This window comes from Methanosarcina acetivorans C2A, from assembly GCF_000007345.1.
GTDB lineage: Archaea > Halobacteriota > Methanosarcinia > Methanosarcinales > Methanosarcinaceae > Methanosarcina > Methanosarcina acetivorans.
Window position 1 is genome coordinate 859,535 of record NC_003552.1, and the last position, 21,621, is coordinate 881,155.

Below are 21,621 nucleotides of genomic sequence, written 5' to 3' on the forward strand. Positions count from 1 at the left end.
TTTTTACATTCTCTTTGTTTCAAATCCTTTTTGTTTTAAGTCTTCTTCGTTTCAAATCTTCTTCGTTTCAAATCTGCTCTTAACATCTCGTAAATGCGCATAATAGAGGTTATATCGTAGTTTTCCTTTCCGAAGAAGCGAGTTCTGATAATGGCTGCGCTGCCTGTATACTATTATTTTGGATATTGTAATGATATATAACTTCACCAGGTCTGCAAAGAAGCTGAAATAGTCCCCGGTTTTGACCCCCTCTCATCCTGGAAACTTTACTCCTTCCTTTTCCAGTAGGTCTCTGTCCCGTTGCAGGTTATGTATGCAGCTGCAGGGACCTGGCTGAGGACAAAGCCCAGGTTCATCACATCCATGCAGGAACCCATGGAGTTTAACAAAATCAGGATTTTTGCCATTGGGGTCAGCAGGCCCAGAAACCCCAGGATTAAGGGCAGGGCTGCTGAAATAATTAGGAAAGGTGCTATCGTTATTAGAATGTACCTCAGCTTTGGCAGGCTTTCTTCCGAATAAACATACCCTCCGTAGTAAGTAATCCCCAGATATGTTTTCTCCGATCTTATAAAGTTGGGAATGAAGATCAGGTGCAAGAGTTCATGACTTAACAGCAGCCCCATAAGACCTGCAAAGCCTTTCAGGCTTATGGTTGCGGATAGCCCATGCGAGGTTATTCCGAAGTCGGCGAGGGAAAAGGCTGTAAATATATTGAATATTTTTACGGTTGCAAGGGCGCTTAAGGCCATTATGGGAACCATTAACAATCCGATGCTTACGATGTTTTGAGGTTCACGCAGCTGTATCCAGTCACTGGCTATTAGTTCCGATTTCCTTTCGGGATTTGTTTTCGGCACCTTGTTGCTCAGCCGGATAATATCTTCTCCCTTTTTTCTATTACTGATATCAATCAGTTATTCGGCTATATCAATGGAACCAATTGAAAAAGTAAATGAACCGATCAGGGAAATCAACAATATTTCCTTCAGGATGACATTGGAGATGAGCCAGACCAGAAACACGACAGGGATCCGATGATACGGGATTTCAAGGAAATCCCGCCGGTCGGATAAACAGGAATGAAAAAGGGGAAAGCCACATGGATCTCGGGCAGGTGCATTGCCAGCTGATCAGGATTCCGATTACGGCAAAAGCAAAATCCAGGAGCGCAGGTTATATATACCGCTCTTTGTTAGAGATTCTGTCGCCCCGTATGTCCGGAAAACCGGTTTGTCTGGCAAGTTTTATGGCGATGAACCCGAAAAAAGCTGCAAGGATTATTGCTGCCCCTGCTCCGGTCCAGTTTTGTACGATCGGATGGTTCACGTCGAAATCTATCATGTCGCTTTTCCAAGCCCCATCAATAAAACCAGGCCCAAGAAAGTCTTTTCCGAGGTAGTCAGTCTATCCACATTATAACTTTTGTTAGTGAATTTTACATAAATTTATCTGCCGGAGGTCCTGGCAGGAAAATTTGAAGTGTGAAGGGCTTTTGCAAGATCAGGTTTTTTTGATAGATCGGGTTTTTGAGAAATCTGTTTTTTTGATAGATCATTTTTTTGAAAAGTCAGGTTTTTTTGAAAAACGTCATTCTTCGGCATAGTAAATCGTTACAATGGTCACGGAGGTTTTTGCATCCACTCCTCCCATAAAGGGCTTTCTTTTAACCTTTCTTTTTCTGGTTTTTTATTTTTCCGGTGTCCGGTGATGCCGGCAACCAGCAGGAAAATATAAGGTGCTGCTTCGTATAATGGTGTAAAAAACCTGTTTAAAGAGTATAATTCAGTAAAAATATCTTTTTTGTACTATATTCTTAATTTGGGGCCTTTATAACCTTTACAGGAGATCTTTCTGTTAAACTTGAGCGTCTTTTGAATAAAATTAATTTACTCAGTGAAATCTCACTGTAAACCAATCTTTCGGATATATTCCTGTTTAATAAGCATATCGTGAATTATATATTTCTTAAATAACATTCGTTTCTAATTTATATTTCTCTATCTATTATATCTTTCAAATACTAATTGCGTGTTGGTACAATTTTTTGGTATAATGTGAAAGTACTTCCATCGGTTCATGAGGCGGGAATGGAATTAACCTTTACCGATTAATTAAGGAATAAATCCGATTATTGATTGGCAAAGTATTACTTATTCTGTGCATGCCCCTACTGAAAGTGGACTGGATCAACGACCTGAAAATCGTATCAAAAAATACATTCTGGGAGTGTAAATATATGGGATTTAAGAAAGCATTGGCTATCTTGGTGTTAGTCTGTTTTGTACTGTCAATGACAATTGCTTCGGCAAGTGCATGTTCTGAAAATGACTGTGATTGCAAAGACAAGTGTGATTACAAAGACAAGTGTGATTACAAAGACAAATGTGATTACAAAGACAAGTGTGATTACAAAGACAAATGCGGCTATAAAAATAAATGCGGTTGCTTCTTCTTGTTTGACTTCCTATTTCTGTTTTTCGGAAATTGCTTTAACTGCATAACATGCTGCTGCATATTCTGAATGATCTGAGGGAGAAGGCAGAAAGTTAAATAAAGGCAAAATGTAAAACCAATGATGGCCTGTTCGTACGGTCCTTCAAGATAAAGAATGGCGAAAATAAAAGTTGACCGGCGAATTTGTCTGGTTTTACATTTTTTCTGATTCTAATCTGGTTTTTGATTCCGATCCGATAAAAATTTAAGGAAAGGTATCTGATTTTTAACTCGGTTTCTTCCCCCTGTATAATCTTCAGATCCTATTATTCTTTACAAAAAAGTCACTTTTACAGCTCTTACAGCAATTTTTGCATCCAAACCGTATCAAAGAGCTTTCCCTTCTTCTTTCCCACCTCACGGAACCTCCCACACTCCTCAAACCCGTGATTCAGGTGGAAACGGATGCTTCCGTCGTTGAGGGAGGAAATATTTGCAAGGATGCAGTGAAACCCTTTTTCCCTGGCTCCTGCAAGGAGATATCCGAGCATTGCAGCTCCAATTCCTTTTCCGGTGAATTCGGGCCTGATGAAATAAGTTACTTCGGCGGTTCCTGCCAGGGTGGGCATCGGGGAGTGCGGGTGAAGCATCCCGAAACCCAGGAGATTGTTGTTTTCATCCTTTGCGGCGACAGTGGGATATCCGGCTGTATTCCGAGGAATAAATCAAAAAATTCGTAGGGGACTTTCCTTTCGGGGTAAGCGGCAAAACTATTTTCGATGTAGTGGTTGAATATATTGATTACAGTTTCCCGGTCTTCGGGGGACATAGGAACCATGTCATATTTCATTTCATGCACCTGTTTTCCCTTGTTGGGATTTTTTTACTCAGAGGCTATATTGAGAAGTTAATTGTGAAACTATGTTGAAAGCCATATTGAAAATCATATTGTATGATCTATTGTATAGCTACTAAGCAATATTGGTACAATAATCCCCAAACTATTTTAATTTAGCTACTATACAAAATTCCCCCTATTTCTTTAGCTCTGTTCCTTCAAAAGTTTCGGGCTGAACGTCTAGGGGTTGTTCTGCTCATTCGTACCGTTCAATGCAGCGGTCCAGCATTCTTTCAAAATGCCTGTGGACCCTGAGCAGCTTTTCTATATCTGCATCACTCATCTGCTCAAGCTCTTCCCGGATTCCGGTTTCGAGGGACTCGTGGAGGGCTTTGTGCCACTCGAAGGCTTCCTTTCCGAAACCGGTGAGTTCAAGCATAATATTCTTCTTATTGTTAGGGGTTCGGACTCTTTTTACGAGCCCTTTTTTCTCGAGTTTCCTCACCATCTGGGAGATTGCCCCCCTGGTCACTCCGAGATGGGAAGCGATGGACGCCAGGTTCTTTTCCGGGTATTTTCCGACCACTTCTATTATATGGAATTCCGAAGGGTAGAGTAGTATGCCGTTTCCGAGATCCACGGATTTTTTTTCAAGCATGTATGCTTTGTTCAGGGTACGGATTCCAGTCTCAAGAAGGGTGGTGACCTTTTCGTCCGGGTTCAAAATCTCTACCTGCTTTTTCCTTAATTGTAATTCCTGATGTATGCTTTTCTTGCAGGAATTGGGAATGAATTCCTTATATTTTTTTTGATAGAATTCATTCCTGCCCTTTCTGCTCTTTTCCACTCCCTTTTCCGGGACGGCTTGTCCTTAATATCTTCACATGCCTGTACTTACAGGGCAGGTCTGTCCAGGAGTTCGAGGGCTTTATTTATAAGGTATTTCTGGTGTCCGGGATCCTTGCTCCTCCAGGCCACTCTCAGCAGCCCGTAGCTCATGTAGAGGGGGAGGACCTGCTTTATCTGGTGGTATTCTTTTTCGTCCCGGCTGTAGTTTCGGAGGAAGCCTTTGATATGGGGAATAGCGGCAGAAGCGGTACCTTTTCGTGCAAAATGGTGGAAGACTTCGGCGCTCAATATCCCGAGGTCGTGGGCAAAATATCCGTGCTCTGTGGAGAGTTCGAGGTCAATTGCATAGATTTTACCCCTGCAGAAAAGGTAGTTTGCCGGAGTGGCATCGGTGTGTGTGGTGCAGCCGTGAACCCTGTCCAGGCGCGAGCCTTTTTCCCATCTCTCAAGCTTTTTTTCATACCGCCGCCTGGTAGAGCCGCGCAGGGGCATATGGGCCAGATTTTTGCGGATCTTTGTAAAATCCCTCTCTTTTTCGTAATTGCTTTTCGTGTCCCTGTGGAGTTTGCCAAGCAGGTGGGCTACGGCTCTTAACTTTTCGTCCAGGTCCTTTTCGTTTTTCAGGTACCAGGAAAAGGGCTTTCCGGGAATGTATTCTGTCACGAGCACGCAGTCGAAATGCCTGTTTGCTGCAATAGGACAGGGGATATCGATTATTTTCTCAAGCTTTTTGAGTTTGTAATACTCGTTCAGCATAGCTTTCTTGCAATCGTATTTTTTTATCTTTCCGGTGGGTTTTTCTAAGAATTTTGCAATAACGCTAAAGCCTTCCCCTTCAAACTCATATCTGCAGACCTTGTGGGATGCCGGCCTGACCCTGAATTCCCTGACATTGCACCTGAAATCCTTTATCCTGTGCCCCTGCACCCAGACCAGCCAGTCCCTGAAAGAATCTCCATGCTTCAATTTACGAACGTATTTCTCTGAAACTAAAATCCCCCCGGTTTCAGCAACAGACATCGGGATTCTTCCCGATCTCGTATATCAAATATTGAAATAATTACCTGTACTGGAATATTCAATCTTCCTGTCCGTACTCAATTTGAGCTTCAGGGTATAAAAGCACCGGACAGTTCCCGAACTATCCTGCTCATAGTCAATAAATTTTGAATTATGTACAGGACCTTGATACCCTTTAATCTCCTATTTTGTTAAACCAGAAAAGGACTAAATCCCAACGGAACAAACTTTATTTGTGTACATCGGACATTTTGCTGTTGCGTATTTACTGATCGGCATGTTTCCTGAAGTTCCGCCTTTAGTGCCCCTCATAGGAGTCGGGTTCCCGGATATACTCTGGCCCTTCTTTGTGTTTCTCGGGCTCGAAAAAGTGGAAATCAACAAAGAGTCGCCTCTCCAGAAGCATATCAAATTCGTAAGCTACCCTTACTCCCATTCACTATTGATCTCTTTTTTGATCTCATGTATTGCGGGTATTATCCTGGGAGTTTTCATGAGCCCTCTGGCAGGAGTCATTTTTATCTTTGCGTCTGTTTCGCACTGGTTCCTGGACATTGTCGTGCACCTGCATGACCTTCCTGTGACCGGATTTAAAGGTGGCAGAAAAGTGGGATTCGGGTTATGGAAATACCCCCTCATTGCTTTCGTATTCGAATATGTTTTTTATGCGCTGGTGACCATTCTGGTCATGCCTCCTGCTTACATCCCAGGTTTGCTGGCGCTGGGGGCTTTCGGGCATCTACTTAACATCAATTCTTTTTTCGGGTTCACAAAAGGCAACCCTGCCAAATCCGATAAAGCCTATGCAGTTTTTGCTTTAATCGGTTTTATCGGGTTCAGCCTTGTTGCAAATTACATTCTTGCGGGGTAACGATTGAAACCTGTTGATAAAGGTAAAGGAAGATTTTATTCGTAATTCTCTTTCCTGAAAGAAATGTCTGTGCAGGATATTCAGGAAAATGATTCAGGGAAAATGATTCTGGAAAGATAGCCTATAGGAAGATGGTCTTCAAGAAGAGTGCCTGCGGAAAGGAAAAATTATGTGAACGAAAACACCATATGTAAAATCATTTTCAGAGATCGGTATCTGGATATCAATAATAAAATAGAGGCTCTGAGAACGAGAGGATCGAATTGAACAAACAGGATTTGACCTATATAGCCATTTTTTTAGTTTTTTTGATAACAGTATTGCTTTTCGCCTTAAGACCTGAAGACAGTCCTTCCGTACCTGAAAGTCCGGCCGGATTTGAGACCGTGAGTGTTGAAGAAGCCAGGGGAATGATCGAAAAAGACGAGGTCTTCATACTTGATGTCCGCACCCCTGCAGAGTTCAATTCCTCACATATTGAAGGGGCAACCCTGATTCCTGTTACGAATTCCGGCGGGTCAAATTTGAGCCCTGATCAGCTGCTTGAGGCCCGAATAAACGAAGTCCCGAGAGACAAAAAAATACTCGTTTACTGCAGGACGGGGCACAGGAGCATTACTGCCAGCAAAATCCTGGTAACTGCAGGATACTCTGATGTCTACAATATGGAGGGCGGGATCACCGCCTGGATAGGCGCAGGGTATCCTGTTGTAAGTTAAGTAGACCGGGATATTCAGACTGGGATATTCAGACTGAGATACTATTATTTTTTTCTGTATTCTCTTAAAAATTAAAGATCAATCCCTTCAAGATCAATCCCTTCAAGATCAATCCCTCTGATTAAGTATGCAAATGATTGGGATGAAAAACAGGACAGAGGTCGGGTCACCCGTTTTTCCGTTTGTATCAGGGTTCTTTCAGCCCGATTTACATTTCATCATCTATACACTCGGTTCAAAAGTTTGAGGGGATCTTTACTGACGGCAAACAAATGATATGCAAAAGGATAAGCCAGAGGGCCCAGCATTTCGAACAAAAACCTGTTTCTTTTTGAGTGCTCCATTTTCCTGGTCAGGTTCTCTTTTATCAAATCCTCATAAGTCCCTTCCCCCATTATGCTTCTTGCGGCAAAATTGGCGCTCTGGAAAGCATATCTCATTCCAAATCCCCAGAAGTAGTCCTGAAATCCGCCTGCTTCTCCTACAAGCATCGCGTCGTTTTCATCATAAAGATTTTTCTTTATTTCAAAGTGCCCGTAACCGCCAAATTTTTTACCGGAAGCTACATCCTTTTCGTCAAGGTATTCCGAAAAATAGTTAACTGTTTTTCTGAGGAACTCATCGGCATGGTGGACATTTTTGCGGTCAAAAACAGTTGCAATCGTTCCGTGCCCGTTTTTAATCAGGAGATAGGAGTAAAATCCCCGGGCTATATCATCGCCAAAAGCCATGTGATAGCTTTTTTCAATGCCCGTATCGAATTTGATTCCCCTTGCGAGGATATTTGCATTTCTTGGACCGGTTGCGTTTACTTTTACAGGTACTCCTTCCCCAGGTACGGAACCCATATGGATATTTACGCCCAGTTCCTCAGCCTGCTTGCGTAAGCTGGTATCCAGGCAGCCTGTGCTGCTTCCCCTTCTTACCAGGTAACAGGCATTTTTTCCTTTGATGGTTTTTGCCTTGCTGGAATAATGAATGGTTAATTCGGATACCGGCTCGTAATCAAAAGACAGTTCAATCCCGTATGATTCTATCTGTTTCAGGACATCGACTTTTTCAGACCAGTTTTCCAGGCCCTGCCAGTCATTATGAAACCTTTTGCCGGAATCATTCTTTTTTTCAAAAACGTTAACATCGTATCCGTTTTTGCGAAGAATTATCGCACATCCCAGACCGCTTATTCCTCCACCCAGGATATTTACTTCTTTTTCCATGTCAACACCAGCATAAAGTGGAACTCGGTATTATTTATAGTTGTTTTTTGGAGTTTACCGGCGATTTTTAATGTGAAGGCGTAAACTGTGGAAAATATGAACTACGCTGAAAAACTCTACATGCGCCATATTTATACCGCATTTTTTCCTTTTTTTCTTTTATCCATACAAATATATCCTATCCGTTCAGATTTTTTCCTCATGCGCAGGATAATTCTCGCGTCCGCATCCCCAAGGCGAAAAGAACTGCTTAAACAGCTGATCGGAGACAATTTTGTTGTTTACCCGAGTTCTTATGAAGAACCTCCTCAGCCGGGGCTGGACCCTGAAGAGTTGCTTTTGAAGCACTCTGTTGAGAAAGCAAGGGATGTGGCAAAACACTTTGATTCCGGGCTTGTGATATCTGCCGATACGTCGGTGCTCTGTGAAGGTGAGGTGCTCGGAAAGCCCGGCTCTCCCGAAAATGCTGAAAAAATGCTGGAAAAGCTGAGCGGGAAAAAGTTCAGGGTCATAACAGGGCTTACCGTTCTGGACCTTGACAGCGGGAAGGAAACAAGTGAATTCGAATCAACAAACGTCTGGCTGGCTGAATTAAGCAAAGAACAGATTTTAGCCTATGTCAGGACAGGAGAGCCTCTGGATAAAGCCGGGGCTTTTGCAGCTCAGGGAAAAGGGGCGGTGCTGGTGGAAAAAGTAGAGGGGGATTTTTTTAATGCTGTCGGGCTCCCTCTTTTTCGGTTGGGGAAAATTCTGGAAAGGCTTGGGGTTTCGGTGTTTGATGAAGGCTTTTCCTGATTCTTTTTTTCCACCCGGAAACTTCAGGCTGTTTTATTCAGGGAGTTTACCAGGCGTTGCAAAAGTAATAAAGCAATTGGAAGTAATAATAGCAGATAAGGCTAATAGCGGATAGGGCTAATTTATCTGGAATTTAACAACCAGAGGTGTTCCGAATGTTGCAAGTCTACAATACCCTGACACGAGAAAAGGAGATATTCAAACCTGTAAAGGAAGGCGAGATTTCGATTTATGCCTGTGGGCCCACGGTCTACAATATGCCCCACATAGGAAACTACCGAACCTTTCTGATGACGGACAACGTCTTGCGGGCCCTCGAATACCTCGGGTACAGGGTAAAACTCGTGATGAACATTACGGACATCGATGACAAAACTATCAGGGACTCAAAAGCAGCCGGGATGACTCTTAAAGACTTTACGGACAAATACACGGCCGAGTTCTTCAAAGGCCTTGACATGTTGAACATAAAGCGGGCTTTTGCGTATCCGAGGGCTACGGAAAACGTTGACGGCATGATCGAACTTGCACGGAAACTGATCGAAAAGGGGCTGGCTTACGAAAAAGACGGTTCAGTCTATTACAGGATTTCAGGATTCCCGGAATACGGCAAGCTTTCCAGGCTTAATTTTGACAACATCCTGATCGGAGCGTCTGTGGACGTTGACGAGTATGATAAGGACAACCCGCGGGACTTTGCCCTCCTGAAAGCTTCAACGCCTGAAGAGATCGAAAGGGGGATATATTACGACAGCCCCTGGGGAAAAATCCGTCCTGGCTGGCATATCGAATGCTCGGTAATGGCAATGAACAGTTTCGGGCCTACCCTGGACATCCATACAGGAGGCGTGGACCTGATCTTCCCGCACCATGAAAATGAGATAGCCCAGTCCGAAGGCGCAACCGGAAAGCCCTTCGTGTGCACCTGGATTCATGGGGAGCACCTTATAGTCGAGGGGGAGAAGATGAGCAAGTCCAAAAGAAATGTTTTCACCCTGCCCGAGATCGTTGAAAAGTACGGGGGCGAAGTTGTCCGTTTCATGTTCCTTTCAGTGCATTACCGGAAAAAACTGGACTATTCCGAAGCCTTTGCAGAAAATGCAAAAAACAACTATCTGCGGCTTAAAGAGACCCTCGACAACCTCGAATTTTCCCTGAAGGGGGCAGACGATAAATCGTACCCCGGAGACCTGGAGACCCTTAAAGCTCTTCCCGAACTTGAGACTCAGTTCAGGCATGCCCTTGAAGACGACTTCAATACCCCCAGAGCCCTGACCGTTTTCAGGGAACTTTCGCGCACAGCTAACTTATACCTTGAAGCCGGAAAAAACAGGAAAGTTCTGGAAAAGGTGCATACTCTCTACAGGAAGTTTTCGGATGTCCTGGGCCTTTTTGCACAGGCAGGCAAAGAGGAAATCCCGGAAGAGGTTTTCAGGCTTGTGGAGGAACGTGAGGCTGCCCGGAAAAAGAAGGATTGGGGAACTTCCGATACCCTCAGGGAGAAAATAAGGACCCTTGGTTATATCATACAGGATAAAAAAGAAGGGCCGAATGTAAAGAAAGCTGAAGAGAGTTAATAATTTACTTCCCTGCCCCGACTCCTGGAAAATCAAATTCGAATTTCTTCTTTTTCTCCTGTTTTTTTGCCGGCAGGGATCTGCAGCGGGGAACACTGGAGAGAGGAATATAATTCGTTCAGGCTCTGCAGGATCTTGAACCCCTTTTCCGTAATCATATAATCCCCTCTTTCGTGCTGCTGCATGATAAGCCCGCTGTCCATGAGCTTCTGCAGGTGAAAGAGCAGGTTTCCGCCTCTGAGGCCTGTGATTTCGGAAAAGGCTGAGAAGCTTTTAGTCTCAAAAGCCACAGCTCTCAGGATTTCCAGGCGCTGGGGATTGGATACCGGTTCGAGGATTTCTCTCATGAGGATGCCGGGCTCAAGGGCTAAAATATCAGGTTTCTGTCCCTGGTTGTCAGCATAAATCCTCATCGAGCGCATAAGATTGACCTGTTTTGTAAAAAGGGTGGATACCTCGGAAAAACACTGTTCACACTTGTTGTAAGGGGCTCTGCATCTCATTTCCTGGAGTTTTTCTCTATTCCCCGAAACAAGATCCTCATCCACTCTGCCCTGTTTTATAAGCCCTGCATTCCTCTGAAGAAGGGCTGAAAAGGCAGACCTGCAGTTCTCTTTTTCAGGACATTTTTTCACCATATTTTTTTCAAGTCCTGTTTCGATATCCTCATAGAGGTGACTGAGAATCGCGTTTGAATACTCCTTTCTCGAACATTCCAGAGCCGTTTCAAAGCGTAGCCTGTTTGAGTATTCCATTACTTTTTTGATATCGCTGTGCATATCGCAAAGCTTTTCCCTGATGGCCTTTATTTCCGCCATTTCCGGGTCTTCCGGGGCTGCAGGGCTTTCAGGGAGTTTTTCTTTTTTCCTAGCGCTATCTTTCATATTTTTTACATCTTCCTGCTTTCCTTAATAAGTTTCTGTTACAACTCTAAAGGTCATTGGGATATATGAATTCTTTCAGGGCACTGGAATGCATTTAGTATATTTTGGTGCCGATTAAGTATAAATCAATGACTTACAGATTACTAATGGCATAAATGCCAGTACTTGAAGGCGGAGGTGAGAAAAATATGGTAAAATGCGGTATTTGCGGAGGGGAAGCCCCGAAACAGCCCTGTATAACCGAAGAAGGGAACTGCAACCTTTGCGGTAAAAAGGTTGTTCTTGCGGAAGAAAAGGAAAAGAAGTAACAACAAAAGATGAATGTAAACCTACAATTTGACAACGACACGCCACCCGAAAAAGAGGTTTGCAGCATTAATTTCCCTTCAATAAAAGGGGATTAATGCTCTCTTTTTCTTGAAAACTGAAAATCTATGCTGCAAAAAATCTATGCTGCAAAAAATCTATGCTGCAAAAAATCTATGCTGCAAAAAATCTATGCTGCAAAGTTTCTCTGTTTTTAGTTGTTTTCTCCTCAATTTTCTATTTTTAGTTGTTTTCTCCTCAATTTTCTATTTTTAGTTGTTTTTTCCTCTATTTTTTTATTTTTAAGGCTTTCTCCTCAAGCTTCTATTTTAGCTGTTTTTTCTTCAATTTCTGTTTTTAGCTGTTTTTCCCCTTAATTTTCTGTTTTTAGAGCCAAAACCCCTGATTTTTTCTCTATCTTCGCCAGGAAGATAAACTGCGGAATCCAGCAACATCTGAAATGTGTCAACAATTATTTATCCAATTATATACTATTTCATATATCTTATTTCGTTCTTTCTGGGCCGTATCCTTTTTTCTTTCATACGTCCCTTATCGTCTCCGGGGGGAATGCATGAACTTTAAAGACCTGATCACTAAAGACACGAGCACAAATAAGGATGAAAATGAAAAGTCCGGCAAGGAAGCTGTAAAAATAGGCCCGGTTTTAGCCGAACTGGGGCATGCTCCAGGCACGATAAAAATGACGCTCGTATCTCCGAAAGCCGTGGAAGAAAAATCCATAGATTCGATTAACAGTGCAATGCTTCTTATCAAGGAACTCTCAAAAAAGGTAGGAGATACTGTGGAGAAAATGCCTGTCGAGCGCCGTCCCTCTCAGGTACACCTGGCTTTTAACATTCGCCTTACTACGGACGGAAAGGCGGTCATTACCAAGTCCGAAAAGGAAACAAACCTGAAGGTAACACTGATGTGGAAGCAAGACGGGAAAGACAGTGGAGAAGCTATAGAACAGGGCGAGGAACAATATATGCAGGAAGGCGAAGGCAAAAAACGAAAGCTATACTCCTGAAAGCCCAGCCATAAGAGCTAAAAATAGATTATGTTCAGCCTTCCTGATAAAATCGGCTATGTCAACCATCCTGATAACGCTTATATCCAGTCTTCCTGATAGCTGTCTTTCCAGCGAATACATTTACTTAAAAATACTGGATTCTTGAAGGAAAAAATAAGTACAAGCTGCGCAAAGTAATTCACTATATGAAATCCAAACTTCTTGCCCTTATCCTTGTCCTTTCGCTTGTTGCGAATGCTTACTTTGTCTTTTTCTATCAGGCTCCGGTTGAGGGGGAGCAGGTCCAGGAAATGCAGGAACGTATAAATTCCCTTGAAAAGGACAATAATAGACTTGAAACGCAGGTATCTCAGAATAACCAGTCTCTCCAGTCCTATGCTTCCCAGCTGGACTTCTACCGGGAGAGGGTTTTCGAACTCGAAAATAACCTCCAGGCATGCCCTGCAGGTATGGAGGGTTTTGCCACTCTGCAGGCTCCTGCCGTTTTCCAGAACGTTGAACTGGAAAAGTCAGGGCCTTTTGTCAGGGAGGTGATCTCCGAAGAGGGGACCCTTCTCAACATCTCGACTGAAACCAGATCCGGAAAAGGCCGGGTGCTTGTCCAGACCACTCCTCTTATGGGTGTGGTTTTTCAGGACGCTGCAAATACTGCAGTTTTCGTGGCTCAGCAGGAGACCGGAGTTTCTCTCTCAGGCAGCGATGTTATTTTCAGCATTGCCTCTGATCAGGAGATCCCGGGCGTTGACGGTTCGAGTGCAGGGGCTCTCATGACCCTTCTTACAATTTCCGCTATCAACGGCACCGAACTTAATGACAGCATCACCCTTACAGGCACAATTGACGATGAAGGGAACGTCGGAGAAATAGGCGGGGTCTTTGAAAAAGCTACGGCAGCAGAAGCCGGAGGAAAAACTCTCTTCCTTTTGCCCAGAGAAAACAGCGAGCTTGTCACTTATAAACTTGTAAGCCGAAAAATCGGAGGCATTGATGTCGTCCAGAGAGTTCCGGAAACTGTGGACGCCGAAGAATATATCGAGGAAAATGTCGGGATAAATGTCGAGTACGTTGACACTATTGAGGACGTGCTGGAGTATGAGACGTAAACTTGACGCCTTCCTACATTTTTATTTTTAAAAAGTTCTGAAAAGGGATTTTTTCTACATCCCTTTCCTTTAACCTTTTTGTTTTTCTTTCCTTCCCTTTATCCTTACAGGCATGGAATATTTACAAATCAGGATCTGAAAATCTTCTATTTTCTCCAATAGCAGGCTCCCGGTTCTGAGTTATATTGGACTGCGTAATTAATTAATGAGCCTGGCCCTGCTAGATTTTATATTCTTCGATAGTCATAATTCTTATATCTGAACTTTTATCTTCTACTTTTGATTCCAGAGGTGACCGGAGTGCTTGATAAATTAATCCCAAAACAGAGGAAAATGTCTACCCGGGTCGGGGGAATGCTCACCCTTGTGGGGGAGGCAATGTTTCTGTTTTCAATCCTCAATTTCCTTATGATTTCCCGACTTCAGTATTACAGTGAAGGAGACTCGTATATCAGGACCGTTTTCCCGCATTATTTGCTCTTTCTTGCGGGGTTGGGCACCATAGGCTTTGTTGCTATGTGGATGGTGTACGTTTATGTCTTGCCGAGCAAACAGCGTTTTTCCCAGGAACAGGCGGTTAAGGACAACCGGAGCCCCATGTATGACAGGATTCTTGAGGTTCAGGATGAGCTTGCAGAGATGCGGAAGATGATCAAAGAACTCTCGGAAAAGGTCGAAAAACTTTCGGAAAAAGATTCGAGATGAGCACTGAGTGTGGTAAGTACTTTGAGCCGGTTTTGAGTTTTACGATGAGGTGAGACTGAATCGAATTCTCCTTTAATTAAAGTTACGAATAAGGCTTTTTTCTCTCTTTCAAACGGTGATTACAGCAGTTTCAAAGCTCAGGTTTCAGATGCAGGGAATCTTGGTTCCGAAACTTCTGGACGCGAGAATGCCAGTTTTTCCAGTTTTGAGTTTATATCTGCGGCAGCAGTCATACCAGTTATTGTGTACGTACGCAGGTCCGGGAAAAATTGAACTTTTCAAATTGAAGAAAAGAAAGTTTCTTTGGAGGACTTTTTCCATTTCCGTCTCTTATGTGTCTACTTTTTTTGGTAGTAGCTGCTTTAATTTCTCTAAATTAGCAGCTTCATCAAAAATAGTTCATCCCGGAACAGCTACTACTCTGTGCCTGATTACAGTATAATGCAATAGTAAAGGATCTCAACTTCTATTTTAAAATCCCTTATCTAGTTTCAGTATACCAGATTAATATGTTTTTTTTATAAAAGCCCTATATTATTAATGATTGCCTTCTTCGTCCATACCCCTGAGGAATTCAGTTTTTCCTCAGGCAGCCGGTCAGCTTCAAGCTCGAGGTCAGGACGCAGTTCAAGCCGGTTGACCTGGACGTCTGGTGGGGAATGTACAATGCGGGGTACGAGATCCCGGGATCCGGGTGCATGTCGGTTCTGGACTCTAATTCGAGCAAACTAAAGTATCAGGAGCGATCACGATGAGGCACACGTTTTTTCCACTCAGCATGGCGACTCTAGTTGTGGGGGTAGGAACCATCGCCATCGCCGCAGATAACCCTCTGGCAAAATACCTGGAGGTTCCGGGGGCCAGGACGACCCTGCTGGTCAGCGCAGCAAAACAGGGCTTCTCTGCTGACTTTGTGGCAGAAGCAAGGAAGTATTTCGAGAATTTCCACTACCAGATGGGCGGAGACCACGCCCTCTACTACAATCTGCGGTTATCGGAGTTCCTGTCCACCGCTATTCGAACGCATGATGATAAAGGAATGGAAATGGGAAATTCTGCTTATCAACAGCGTCGATCCATTTCGGAAAAAATCTGCCTGTGAGAAAACTTGATTTCAAGCTCGACAGGCAACAGAAGGAAGGAGGTTAACACATGTGTACACGCATTCTTTACGAAACGGGCACCGGGACCTACGTCACGGGGCGCAGCATGGACTGGAATGACCTGCAGATGGATACATACTGCTGGATCTTTCCCCGCGTCATGAAGCGAGATGGCGGCGTTGGGGCTGATTCGATCACCTGGACCTCAAAGTATGGCTCGCTGATCTTTAGCGCTTACAACCTGGTAACTTCCGATGGGGTGAATGAAGCAGAGATGGCCGGCAACTTGCTCTACCTGGCTGAGGCCGACTACGGGGACGCGAAGACCAGCGGAAAGCCCACGATTTCGGTGGGGGCATTGCTCCAGTACCTGTTAGACAACTATGGGAGTGTGGCTGAGGCCGTCGAGGGGATACGGTCCGACCCCGTCACGGTAATTGCCGCCAACGCTCCGAACGGGAGGCCGGTCAGTGTTCACTTTTCGCTCTCCGACGCCACTGGTGATTCGGCCGTCCTCGAGTACATCGGCGGAAAGCTGCAGATCCACCATGATCGTGAGTACCGGGTCATGACGAACTCGCCCATCTACGACCAGCAGCTGGCCATCAATGCCTACTGGGATCTGATCGGCGGAAAGAACTTCTTGCCCGGAACCATCAGCGCCGCCGACCGCTTCGTGCGCGCCAGCTACGCGCTCAAGTCGTCGCCCAGGTTTAAGGATCGGCGTGCAGCGGTCGCGGCGGTACTATCCCAGATGCGGTCCATAGGCGTTCCGCCCGGCAGAGCGATCCCGACAAGCCTAACATCTCGTCGACGCTGTGGCGAACCGTTATCGACCACGATGCAAAACGTTACTACTTCGACTCCGTGATAAATCCGTCAGTGATCTGGGTGGACGTCGACAGGCTCGATCTGAGCCCTGGCGCGAAGTCGATGGTGCTCCAGCTTGGCGTTCCCGGGGATGTGGGTGGGGATGTCTCCTCGAAGTTCGAACCGGCCGAGCCCTTCAAGTTCCTCGCGCCGTGAAGAGAATGACTATTCAGGTTGTCCCTGCCTGGCCGGCACCAGCGTTCGTGTCCGTTGTTGAGACTCGGGGATCAAAAAGAACGCCTGCAGGGGTGTAGGACAAGGCTCGGTGACGGAGGTTAAAAAAGAAAGGAGATGTAAGTCGCGAAGACAACAAGTAATATATCGAAGTGGATCTGAAGGAGCATATCGAAGTGGATCTGAAGGAGCATATCGAAGTGGATCTGAAGGAGCATATCGAAGTGGATCTGAAGGAGCATATCGAAGTGGATCTGAAGGAGCATATCGAAGTGGATCTGAAGGAGCGTGGTAGCGAGTAGATGGGTAAGGTGCCAAAATCTCTCATATCCTTTTCTCATCGTTTTCTTTTCAACACGTCAAACCGATGGGGTCATGACAAAGCACCGGCAATGATGGCACCGATGATGACCACCTGGAATACTGCGCTCAGCCCCTCTACGAGACTGTGTCTCCCGGGTTTTCTCAGTTATCTGATTTTTAAAAGAATAGTGCTTTTGTATCACAATATTCCTTTCCTACCTATTGAATACAATTTGCCAGTGCCCGACCATTTAAATATTGTGAATTACATATTATTGCCGGTCTGAGAATTTATGTTCTCTTTTCAAGAATAACTCACTTTTCAGAATGAAAATAATCTCTTCAAATCCTTGAAAACGATCTTCCACCGATTATGCCTCCAGAAATTACCCCCATCCTTGACGAACCCGCTCTCACAGTCACGAACACCGAAACATCTCTGGTCATTGCCGACATCCACCTCGGGATCGAGTGGGACCTCTGCAGGAGCGGGATCAATTTGCCTAGCCGGGTCAAAGACAGGCTGGACCGGGTTCTCGGATATCTGCAAACATGTTCCCCTGATCGTATAGTGCTCCTTGGGGATGTGAAGCACAATGTCCCTCAGGTTTCCTGGCAGGAGAAGGATGAGATCCCCCTCTTTCTTGAAACACTTGCAGAACACGCACATGTAGATATTTTCCCGGGAAACCACGATGGAGGGGTTGAGTTTCTCTTTAGCGGGCAAAAGGATATAAAAGTCCATTCTGCAAGAGGTTCTGTCCTTGACGGAGTGGGATATTTCCACGGGCATACCTGGCTTGCTCCCGAATTACTGGCGGCATCCCATGTAATTACCGCCCATAACCATCCCACAGTCCGTTTTACGGATAACTTCGGTTATTCCATAGTTGAACCTGCCTGGATCAGGACCCGATTCAATGTTGAAACACTGAAAACTCGTTTCGGAAACCTTGATTTTGAAAACGGGAGAGACTGGGCAGACCCTGCGGTCTTTATCATGCCAGCTTTTAACGAACTCTGCGGAGGTGTCCCCTTTAATGAGTCAACACAGGAAGACCTCCTGGGTCCGGTTTTTTCTTCAGGAGGGATTGGACTTGAAAATGCTGAAGTGTACCTCCTTGATGGGACAAGGCTCGGGCTACTTAAAAATATCCGGAAATTGGAGCATACAAGAGCTAAAACCAAAAAAAGGGGAAGGACACATCTCTCTGGAGGTTCTCCGTGAACTGTCATGGAATGTAACTTTTGATGCAAAAATAGTTTTTTCGCTTGAATTTTGTAACATGCTCTGGCTTTCATGGAAAATTGGTACATTTTCTTTTTGACTTCCAAACTTCACTCAAAAATAGACATGTTGTTTGATTTTTATGTCCTGGCTTCTCTTTTGGAACCATTTAGTAGTAACATTTTTCTTTAGTATACAACTATCTTTATGAAATTGACAATTACCCTCAGACAAAATAATTACCCTCAGACAATTAAACTGGAATTTCAAAATTGTTTTGTGACCGGAGAGGAGTGGAATGGGAGGAAACTTGAGACCGTCTGGGATTGATGTTATTGGAGACGTGCCCTGGGGAATGCATTTCTGCCAATTCTACCAGACAAAAGAAGATTTAATGGAGATACTTATTCCCTACTTCAAATCAGGGCTGGAAAATAACGAGCTTTGCGTGTGGATCATATCAAAGCCTCTGGAAGTGGGGGGGGCAAAAGAAGCCCTGAGGACGACCATTCCTGATATTGATGTCTACCTGGCTAAAGGGCAGATCGAAATTGTTCCCCAGACTCAGGGACATGTAAATGAGGGGATTTTTGATTCCGAGCAGGTCATAAACGGGTGGGTAAATAAGTTAGATCGGGTTCTATCAAGGGGCTACGAAGGGCTCAGGGTGGCAGGGGCTACCTCCTGGTTGAAAAAAGAGGACTGGGACGATTTTGTAGCTTATGAGAAAAAAGCGGATTCCAGTATCAGGAAACGACCGATAATATCTCTGTGCCCTTATTTCCTCGAGATGTGCAGTGCAGCCGATATTATTGACGTGACCTTCAATCACCAATTTGCCTTGATCAAAAGGGAAGGAAAATGGGAACGGATAGATAATTCCGGATGGGAAAATCTCTCCGGGAAAAAACAGGCAGAAGAAGCTATACCTCTGGAGGAACCGCGCCCAGGGCTGAATCTGGAGAACATTTTTTCTCCTTCCCAGGAGATGGCTAACCTTGAGCTTGCTGATATCATTGATATCGGGGCGGTCCAGTCCCTGATGAACGATTTCTATGAGTTTTCACACGTTACCATAGGCCTGGTCGATCTCAAAGGCAATGTTCTTGTATGGGTCGGATGGCAGGATATCTGTACCAGGTTCCATAGAGTTCACCCCGAAGCCTGCAAGCACTGCATAGAAAGTGACACAAAGCTATCCGCAGGTGTTGCCCCTGGAGAGTTCAAGCTATACAGGTGCAAGAATAATATGTGGGACGTAGCGACTCCCATCGTGGTTGGAGGGCAGCATGTAGGCAATATCTTCTCCGGACAGTTCTTTTTTGAAGACGAGCCTCTGGACTATGAACTTTTCCGGGCTCAGGCCAGGAAATACGGTTTCAATGAAGAAGAATACATAGCAGCGCTTGAAAAAGTTCCGCGCTTGAGCAGGGGGTATGTGGATACGGTTATGTCCTTCTTCATGAAATTTGCCCACATGATCTCACAGCTAAGCTACACCAATGTCAGGCTTGCCCAGTCGCTGACGGAACGTGAGTCGCTGGTGGACGCGCTGAGGGAGAGCGAGAAATGTGAACGAGCTCGCTCGGATGAAATGGCAGTATTACTGGATGCAGTACCTACTGCCGTGTGGATAGCACATGATTCCCGGGCGCTTCACATAACCGGTAACCGACTTTCATACGAATGGCTCCGCATTCCTCTGGGTTCAAACGCATCCAAATCCTCTCCTCCAGGAGAAAGGCCCGAAACCTTTAAGGTATTCAGGAACGGGGTGGAGCTCTCACCTGTAGATCTGCCGTTGCATGTCTCGGCTGCCGGTACAGAGTTACTTGATTACGAGTTCGACTTTGTTTATCCTGACGGCGTTATTCGGCACGTGCTGGGTAACGCCAGGCCCCTACATGATGAAATTGGCAACCCGCGAGGTTCCGTTGCTGCATTCATAGACATCACCGAGCGCAAACGGGCCGAGGAGGCTCTTCAAAAAGCATACGACAATCTGGAAGAAAAAGTTAAAGAACGCACGGCTGAACTTGAAGAAGCTTGTAAGGCCCTGGTGGAAAACGAGAGACGTCTCTCTGAAGCTCAAAAAATGGCTCATATTGGAATCTGGGATTGGGATCTTGTAACCGATGAAATGTACTGGTCTGATGAAGCTTTTCGGATTGCTGGGTGCAGTCCCCGGAAATCTGGCTTATCGTATACTGACATTTTAAATCTCATACACCCCGACGACCGAGAATATGTGGACAATACCGTTAAAAGGGCTTTAAAAGGAAAGCCCTTTGGCATTGATCCCAGGATTGTTCTGGCTGATGGAGAAAACCGCGTAGTTCATGTACAGGGAGAAGTTGTTTTTGATGAGAAAAATAACCCTCTTCGAATGAGAGGGGCAGTCCAGGATATTACTGAAAGCAAAAGGGCAGAAGAAAAAATTAAGATCCTGGCGGATGCCGTGGAATCCTCGGACGATGCTATAATAACCAAGTCTCTTGATGGTATTATTACCAGCTGGAATAAAGGGGCAGAGCAGATTTATGGGTACTTAGCCGAAGAAATTCTCGGAAAAAATGCGTCAATACTTGAGCCTTTTCATCTTAAAGGAGATATGAAACAGTTAACCGAAAAGATTAAACGGAAAGAAAAGATCCAGCGCCACAGAACTTTAGGGTTAAAAAAGGATGGTACTATAATAAACGTTTCAATAACTCTCTCTCCTATTTTTGATGCATCAGGAGAGCCTGTAGCCGTTTCAGCCATTGCCAGAGACATTACCGAGCGTATCAGGGCAGAAGAAGCCCTGGCAAAAATTGAAGACGCCAGGAAAAAAGAGATACATCACAGGATCAAGAACAACCTGCAAGTAATCTCTTCCCTATTGGATCTCCAGGCTGAAAAGTTCCGGGATAAAGATGTACTTGAGGCTTTCAGGGAAAGCCAGAGTCGGGTACTCTCGATGTCCCTTATCCATGAGGAACTCTATAAAGGTGGGGAAACCGATACTCTGGACTTTTCAACATATCTAGAAAAATTAGCTGAAAACCTTTTCCGGACTTACAGCTTTAGGAGTAAAAATATTTGCCTGTCAATGAATCTGGAAGAAAATGCCTTCTTTAATATGGATATTGCTGTCCCGTTAGGAATTATTGTTAACGAACTCGTTTCGAATTCTCTCAAACACGCTTTCACTGAAAAAGAAGGAGATATTCGAATCCGGCTTTGCAGGGAAGAATCGGATTGTGAAATGAGCAAATCCCTTTTCAGCCTGACAATTTCAGATAATGGAAAAGGAATTCCTGAAAATGTGGAGTTGGAAAGTGTCGAATCACTCGGACTGCAGCTAGTAAACATCCTTGTTGACCAGCTGGATGGGAATATTAAGCTTAAACATGATCAAGGGACGGAATGCAGAATTGAATTCAAGGTGATGGAAAGATCTTAAATCCTGGCATTAAAGAAATGAAGGAATTAAAAAGTTTTATTAGATGGTTCCAGGAGGAACCGGTAATCTATGTCCTGTTTTTTTTGGGAATCCTTAACCCTAATATTCCCATCAGATCCAAATCTTTTCTTGAAGTCAACTA

At 44.6% G+C, this 21,621-nt stretch carries 22 protein-coding genes; 13 read left to right on the forward strand and 9 right to left on the reverse strand.

Going from position 1 to position 21,621, the window contains the following annotated elements; translation table 11 throughout:
* Positions 1-266: 266 nt before the first annotated feature.
* The 6 genes from MA_RS03875 to MA_RS03890 form a co-directional block, all read right to left on the reverse strand.
* On the reverse strand, positions 267-860 hold the full coding sequence (locus tag MA_RS03875) for a DUF3267 domain-containing protein (RefSeq protein WP_011020785.1): 594 nt from the start codon (positions 858-860) through the stop codon (positions 267-269).
* A gap of 316 nt (positions 861-1,176) precedes the next feature.
* Entirely contained in the window at positions 1,177-1,344 is a 168-nt protein-coding gene (locus MA_RS26500; protein WP_157860095.1) for a hypothetical protein, read from the reverse strand.
* A 1,451-nt stretch (positions 1,345-2,795) separates the two neighbouring features.
* The gene (locus MA_RS28355) at positions 2,796-3,086 is read right to left on the reverse strand and encodes a GNAT family N-acetyltransferase (RefSeq protein WP_248698076.1); all 291 of its coding nucleotides are present in this window, start codon (positions 3,084-3,086) and stop codon (positions 2,796-2,798) included.
* The gene (locus MA_RS28360; RefSeq protein WP_226990747.1) at positions 3,035-3,295 is read right to left on the reverse strand and encodes a hypothetical protein; all 261 of its coding nucleotides are present in this window, start codon (positions 3,293-3,295) and stop codon (positions 3,035-3,037) included. The genes MA_RS28355 and MA_RS28360 overlap by 52 nt, the downstream gene beginning before the upstream one ends.
* Positions 3,296-3,530: 235 nt before the next feature.
* The gene (locus tag MA_RS03885; protein ID WP_226990748.1) at positions 3,531-3,998 is read right to left on the reverse strand and encodes a MarR family winged helix-turn-helix transcriptional regulator; all 468 of its coding nucleotides are present in this window, start codon (positions 3,996-3,998) and stop codon (positions 3,531-3,533) included.
* A 170-nt stretch (positions 3,999-4,168) separates the two neighbouring features.
* Positions 4,169-5,143 (reverse strand): phosphotransferase, encoded by a 975-nt coding sequence (locus MA_RS03890; protein WP_011020789.1) that lies wholly within the window; start codon positions 5,141-5,143, stop codon positions 4,169-4,171.
* A 235-nt stretch (positions 5,144-5,378) separates the two neighbouring features.
* Between MA_RS03890 and MA_RS03895 the strand changes: the two genes are divergently transcribed.
* Positions 5,379-6,014 (forward strand): hypothetical protein, encoded by a 636-nt coding sequence (locus tag MA_RS03895; protein WP_011020790.1) that lies wholly within the window; start codon positions 5,379-5,381, stop codon positions 6,012-6,014.
* A 308-nt stretch (positions 6,015-6,322) separates the two neighbouring features.
* Entirely contained in the window at positions 6,323-6,733 is a 411-nt protein-coding gene (locus MA_RS03900) for a rhodanese-like domain-containing protein (protein WP_226990749.1), read from the forward strand.
* 218 nt (positions 6,734-6,951) lie between these two features.
* Here MA_RS03900 and MA_RS03905 read toward each other — a convergent pair whose 3' ends face one another.
* Positions 6,952-7,950 carry an NAD(P)/FAD-dependent oxidoreductase gene (locus tag MA_RS03905; protein ID WP_011020792.1) on the reverse strand — a complete coding sequence of 333 codons (999 nt, stop codon included), beginning with the start codon at positions 7,948-7,950 and terminating at the stop codon, positions 6,952-6,954.
* Between the two features lie 201 nt (positions 7,951-8,151).
* Here MA_RS03905 and MA_RS03910 point away from each other — a divergent pair, with 201 nt between their 5' ends.
* Together MA_RS03910 and cysS are read left to right on the forward strand one after the other, a co-directional pair.
* Positions 8,152-8,745, forward strand: a complete 594-nt coding sequence (locus tag MA_RS03910; RefSeq protein WP_011020793.1) for a Maf family nucleotide pyrophosphatase — start codon at positions 8,152-8,154, stop codon at positions 8,743-8,745.
* A 155-nt stretch (positions 8,746-8,900) separates the two neighbouring features.
* Positions 8,901-10,322, forward strand: coding sequence for a cysteine--tRNA ligase (cysS, locus tag MA_RS03915; RefSeq protein WP_011020794.1), 1,422 nt, complete (start codon positions 8,901-8,903; stop codon positions 10,320-10,322).
* A 32-nt stretch (positions 10,323-10,354) separates the two neighbouring features.
* On the opposite strand, the gene MA_RS03920 is transcribed toward cysS, so the two are convergent.
* Positions 10,355-11,206 carry a winged helix-turn-helix domain-containing protein gene (locus MA_RS03920; protein ID WP_011020795.1) on the reverse strand — a complete coding sequence of 284 codons (852 nt, stop codon included), beginning with the start codon at positions 11,204-11,206 and terminating at the stop codon, positions 10,355-10,357.
* Between the two features lie 880 nt (positions 11,207-12,086).
* Between MA_RS03920 and MA_RS03925 the strand changes: the two genes are divergently transcribed.
* The 3 genes from MA_RS03925 to MA_RS03935 all read left to right on the forward strand — a co-directional run bounded on the left by MA_RS03925 (position 12,087) and on the right by MA_RS03935 (position 14,356).
* On the forward strand, positions 12,087-12,545 hold the full coding sequence (locus MA_RS03925) for a CU044_2847 family protein (protein ID WP_193589514.1): 459 nt from the start codon (positions 12,087-12,089) through the stop codon (positions 12,543-12,545).
* Between the two features lie 188 nt (positions 12,546-12,733).
* Positions 12,734-13,651 carry a S16 family serine protease gene (locus MA_RS03930; protein WP_011020797.1) on the forward strand — a complete coding sequence of 306 codons (918 nt, stop codon included), beginning with the start codon at positions 12,734-12,736 and terminating at the stop codon, positions 13,649-13,651.
* A 300-nt stretch (positions 13,652-13,951) separates the two neighbouring features.
* Positions 13,952-14,356 (forward strand): hypothetical protein, encoded by a 405-nt coding sequence (locus tag MA_RS03935; RefSeq protein WP_226990750.1) that lies wholly within the window; start codon positions 13,952-13,954, stop codon positions 14,354-14,356.
* A gap of 574 nt (positions 14,357-14,930) precedes the next feature.
* Here the strand turns inward: MA_RS03935 and MA_RS26505 are convergent.
* A complete protein-coding gene (locus MA_RS26505) occupies positions 14,931-15,083 on the reverse strand; it encodes a hypothetical protein (protein WP_157860096.1) in 153 nt (50 codons plus the stop codon).
* A 24-nt stretch (positions 15,084-15,107) separates the two neighbouring features.
* Here MA_RS26505 and MA_RS03940 point away from each other — a divergent pair, with 24 nt between their 5' ends.
* The 6 genes from MA_RS03940 to MA_RS03960 all read left to right on the forward strand — a co-directional run bounded on the left by MA_RS03940 (position 15,108) and on the right by MA_RS03960 (position 21,479).
* On the forward strand, positions 15,108-15,458 hold the full coding sequence (locus tag MA_RS03940) for a hypothetical protein (protein WP_011020799.1): 351 nt from the start codon (positions 15,108-15,110) through the stop codon (positions 15,456-15,458).
* A 50-nt stretch (positions 15,459-15,508) separates the two neighbouring features.
* Complete coding sequence (locus tag MA_RS03945) at positions 15,509-16,330, forward strand: linear amide C-N hydrolase (protein ID WP_011020800.1); 822 nt, start codon at positions 15,509-15,511, stop codon at positions 16,328-16,330.
* Positions 16,331-16,341: 11 nt separating this feature from the next.
* Positions 16,342-16,485 carry a hypothetical protein gene (locus MA_RS28365; protein WP_226990751.1) on the forward strand — a complete coding sequence of 48 codons (144 nt, stop codon included), beginning with the start codon at positions 16,342-16,344 and terminating at the stop codon, positions 16,483-16,485.
* A gap of 170 nt (positions 16,486-16,655) precedes the next feature.
* The gene (locus MA_RS27845) at positions 16,656-16,805 is read left to right on the forward strand and encodes a hypothetical protein (RefSeq protein WP_162013067.1); all 150 of its coding nucleotides are present in this window, start codon (positions 16,656-16,658) and stop codon (positions 16,803-16,805) included.
* Between the two features lie 374 nt (positions 16,806-17,179).
* Positions 17,180-18,034: a metallophosphoesterase gene (locus MA_RS03955; RefSeq protein WP_011020802.1), complete on the forward strand. Its 855-nt coding sequence runs from the start codon at positions 17,180-17,182 to the stop codon at positions 18,032-18,034.
* 298 nt (positions 18,035-18,332) lie between these two features.
* On the forward strand, positions 18,333-21,479 hold the full coding sequence (locus tag MA_RS03960; protein WP_157860097.1) for a PocR ligand-binding domain-containing protein: 3,147 nt from the start codon (positions 18,333-18,335) through the stop codon (positions 21,477-21,479).
* The last annotated feature ends 142 nt before the right edge of the window (positions 21,480-21,621 follow it).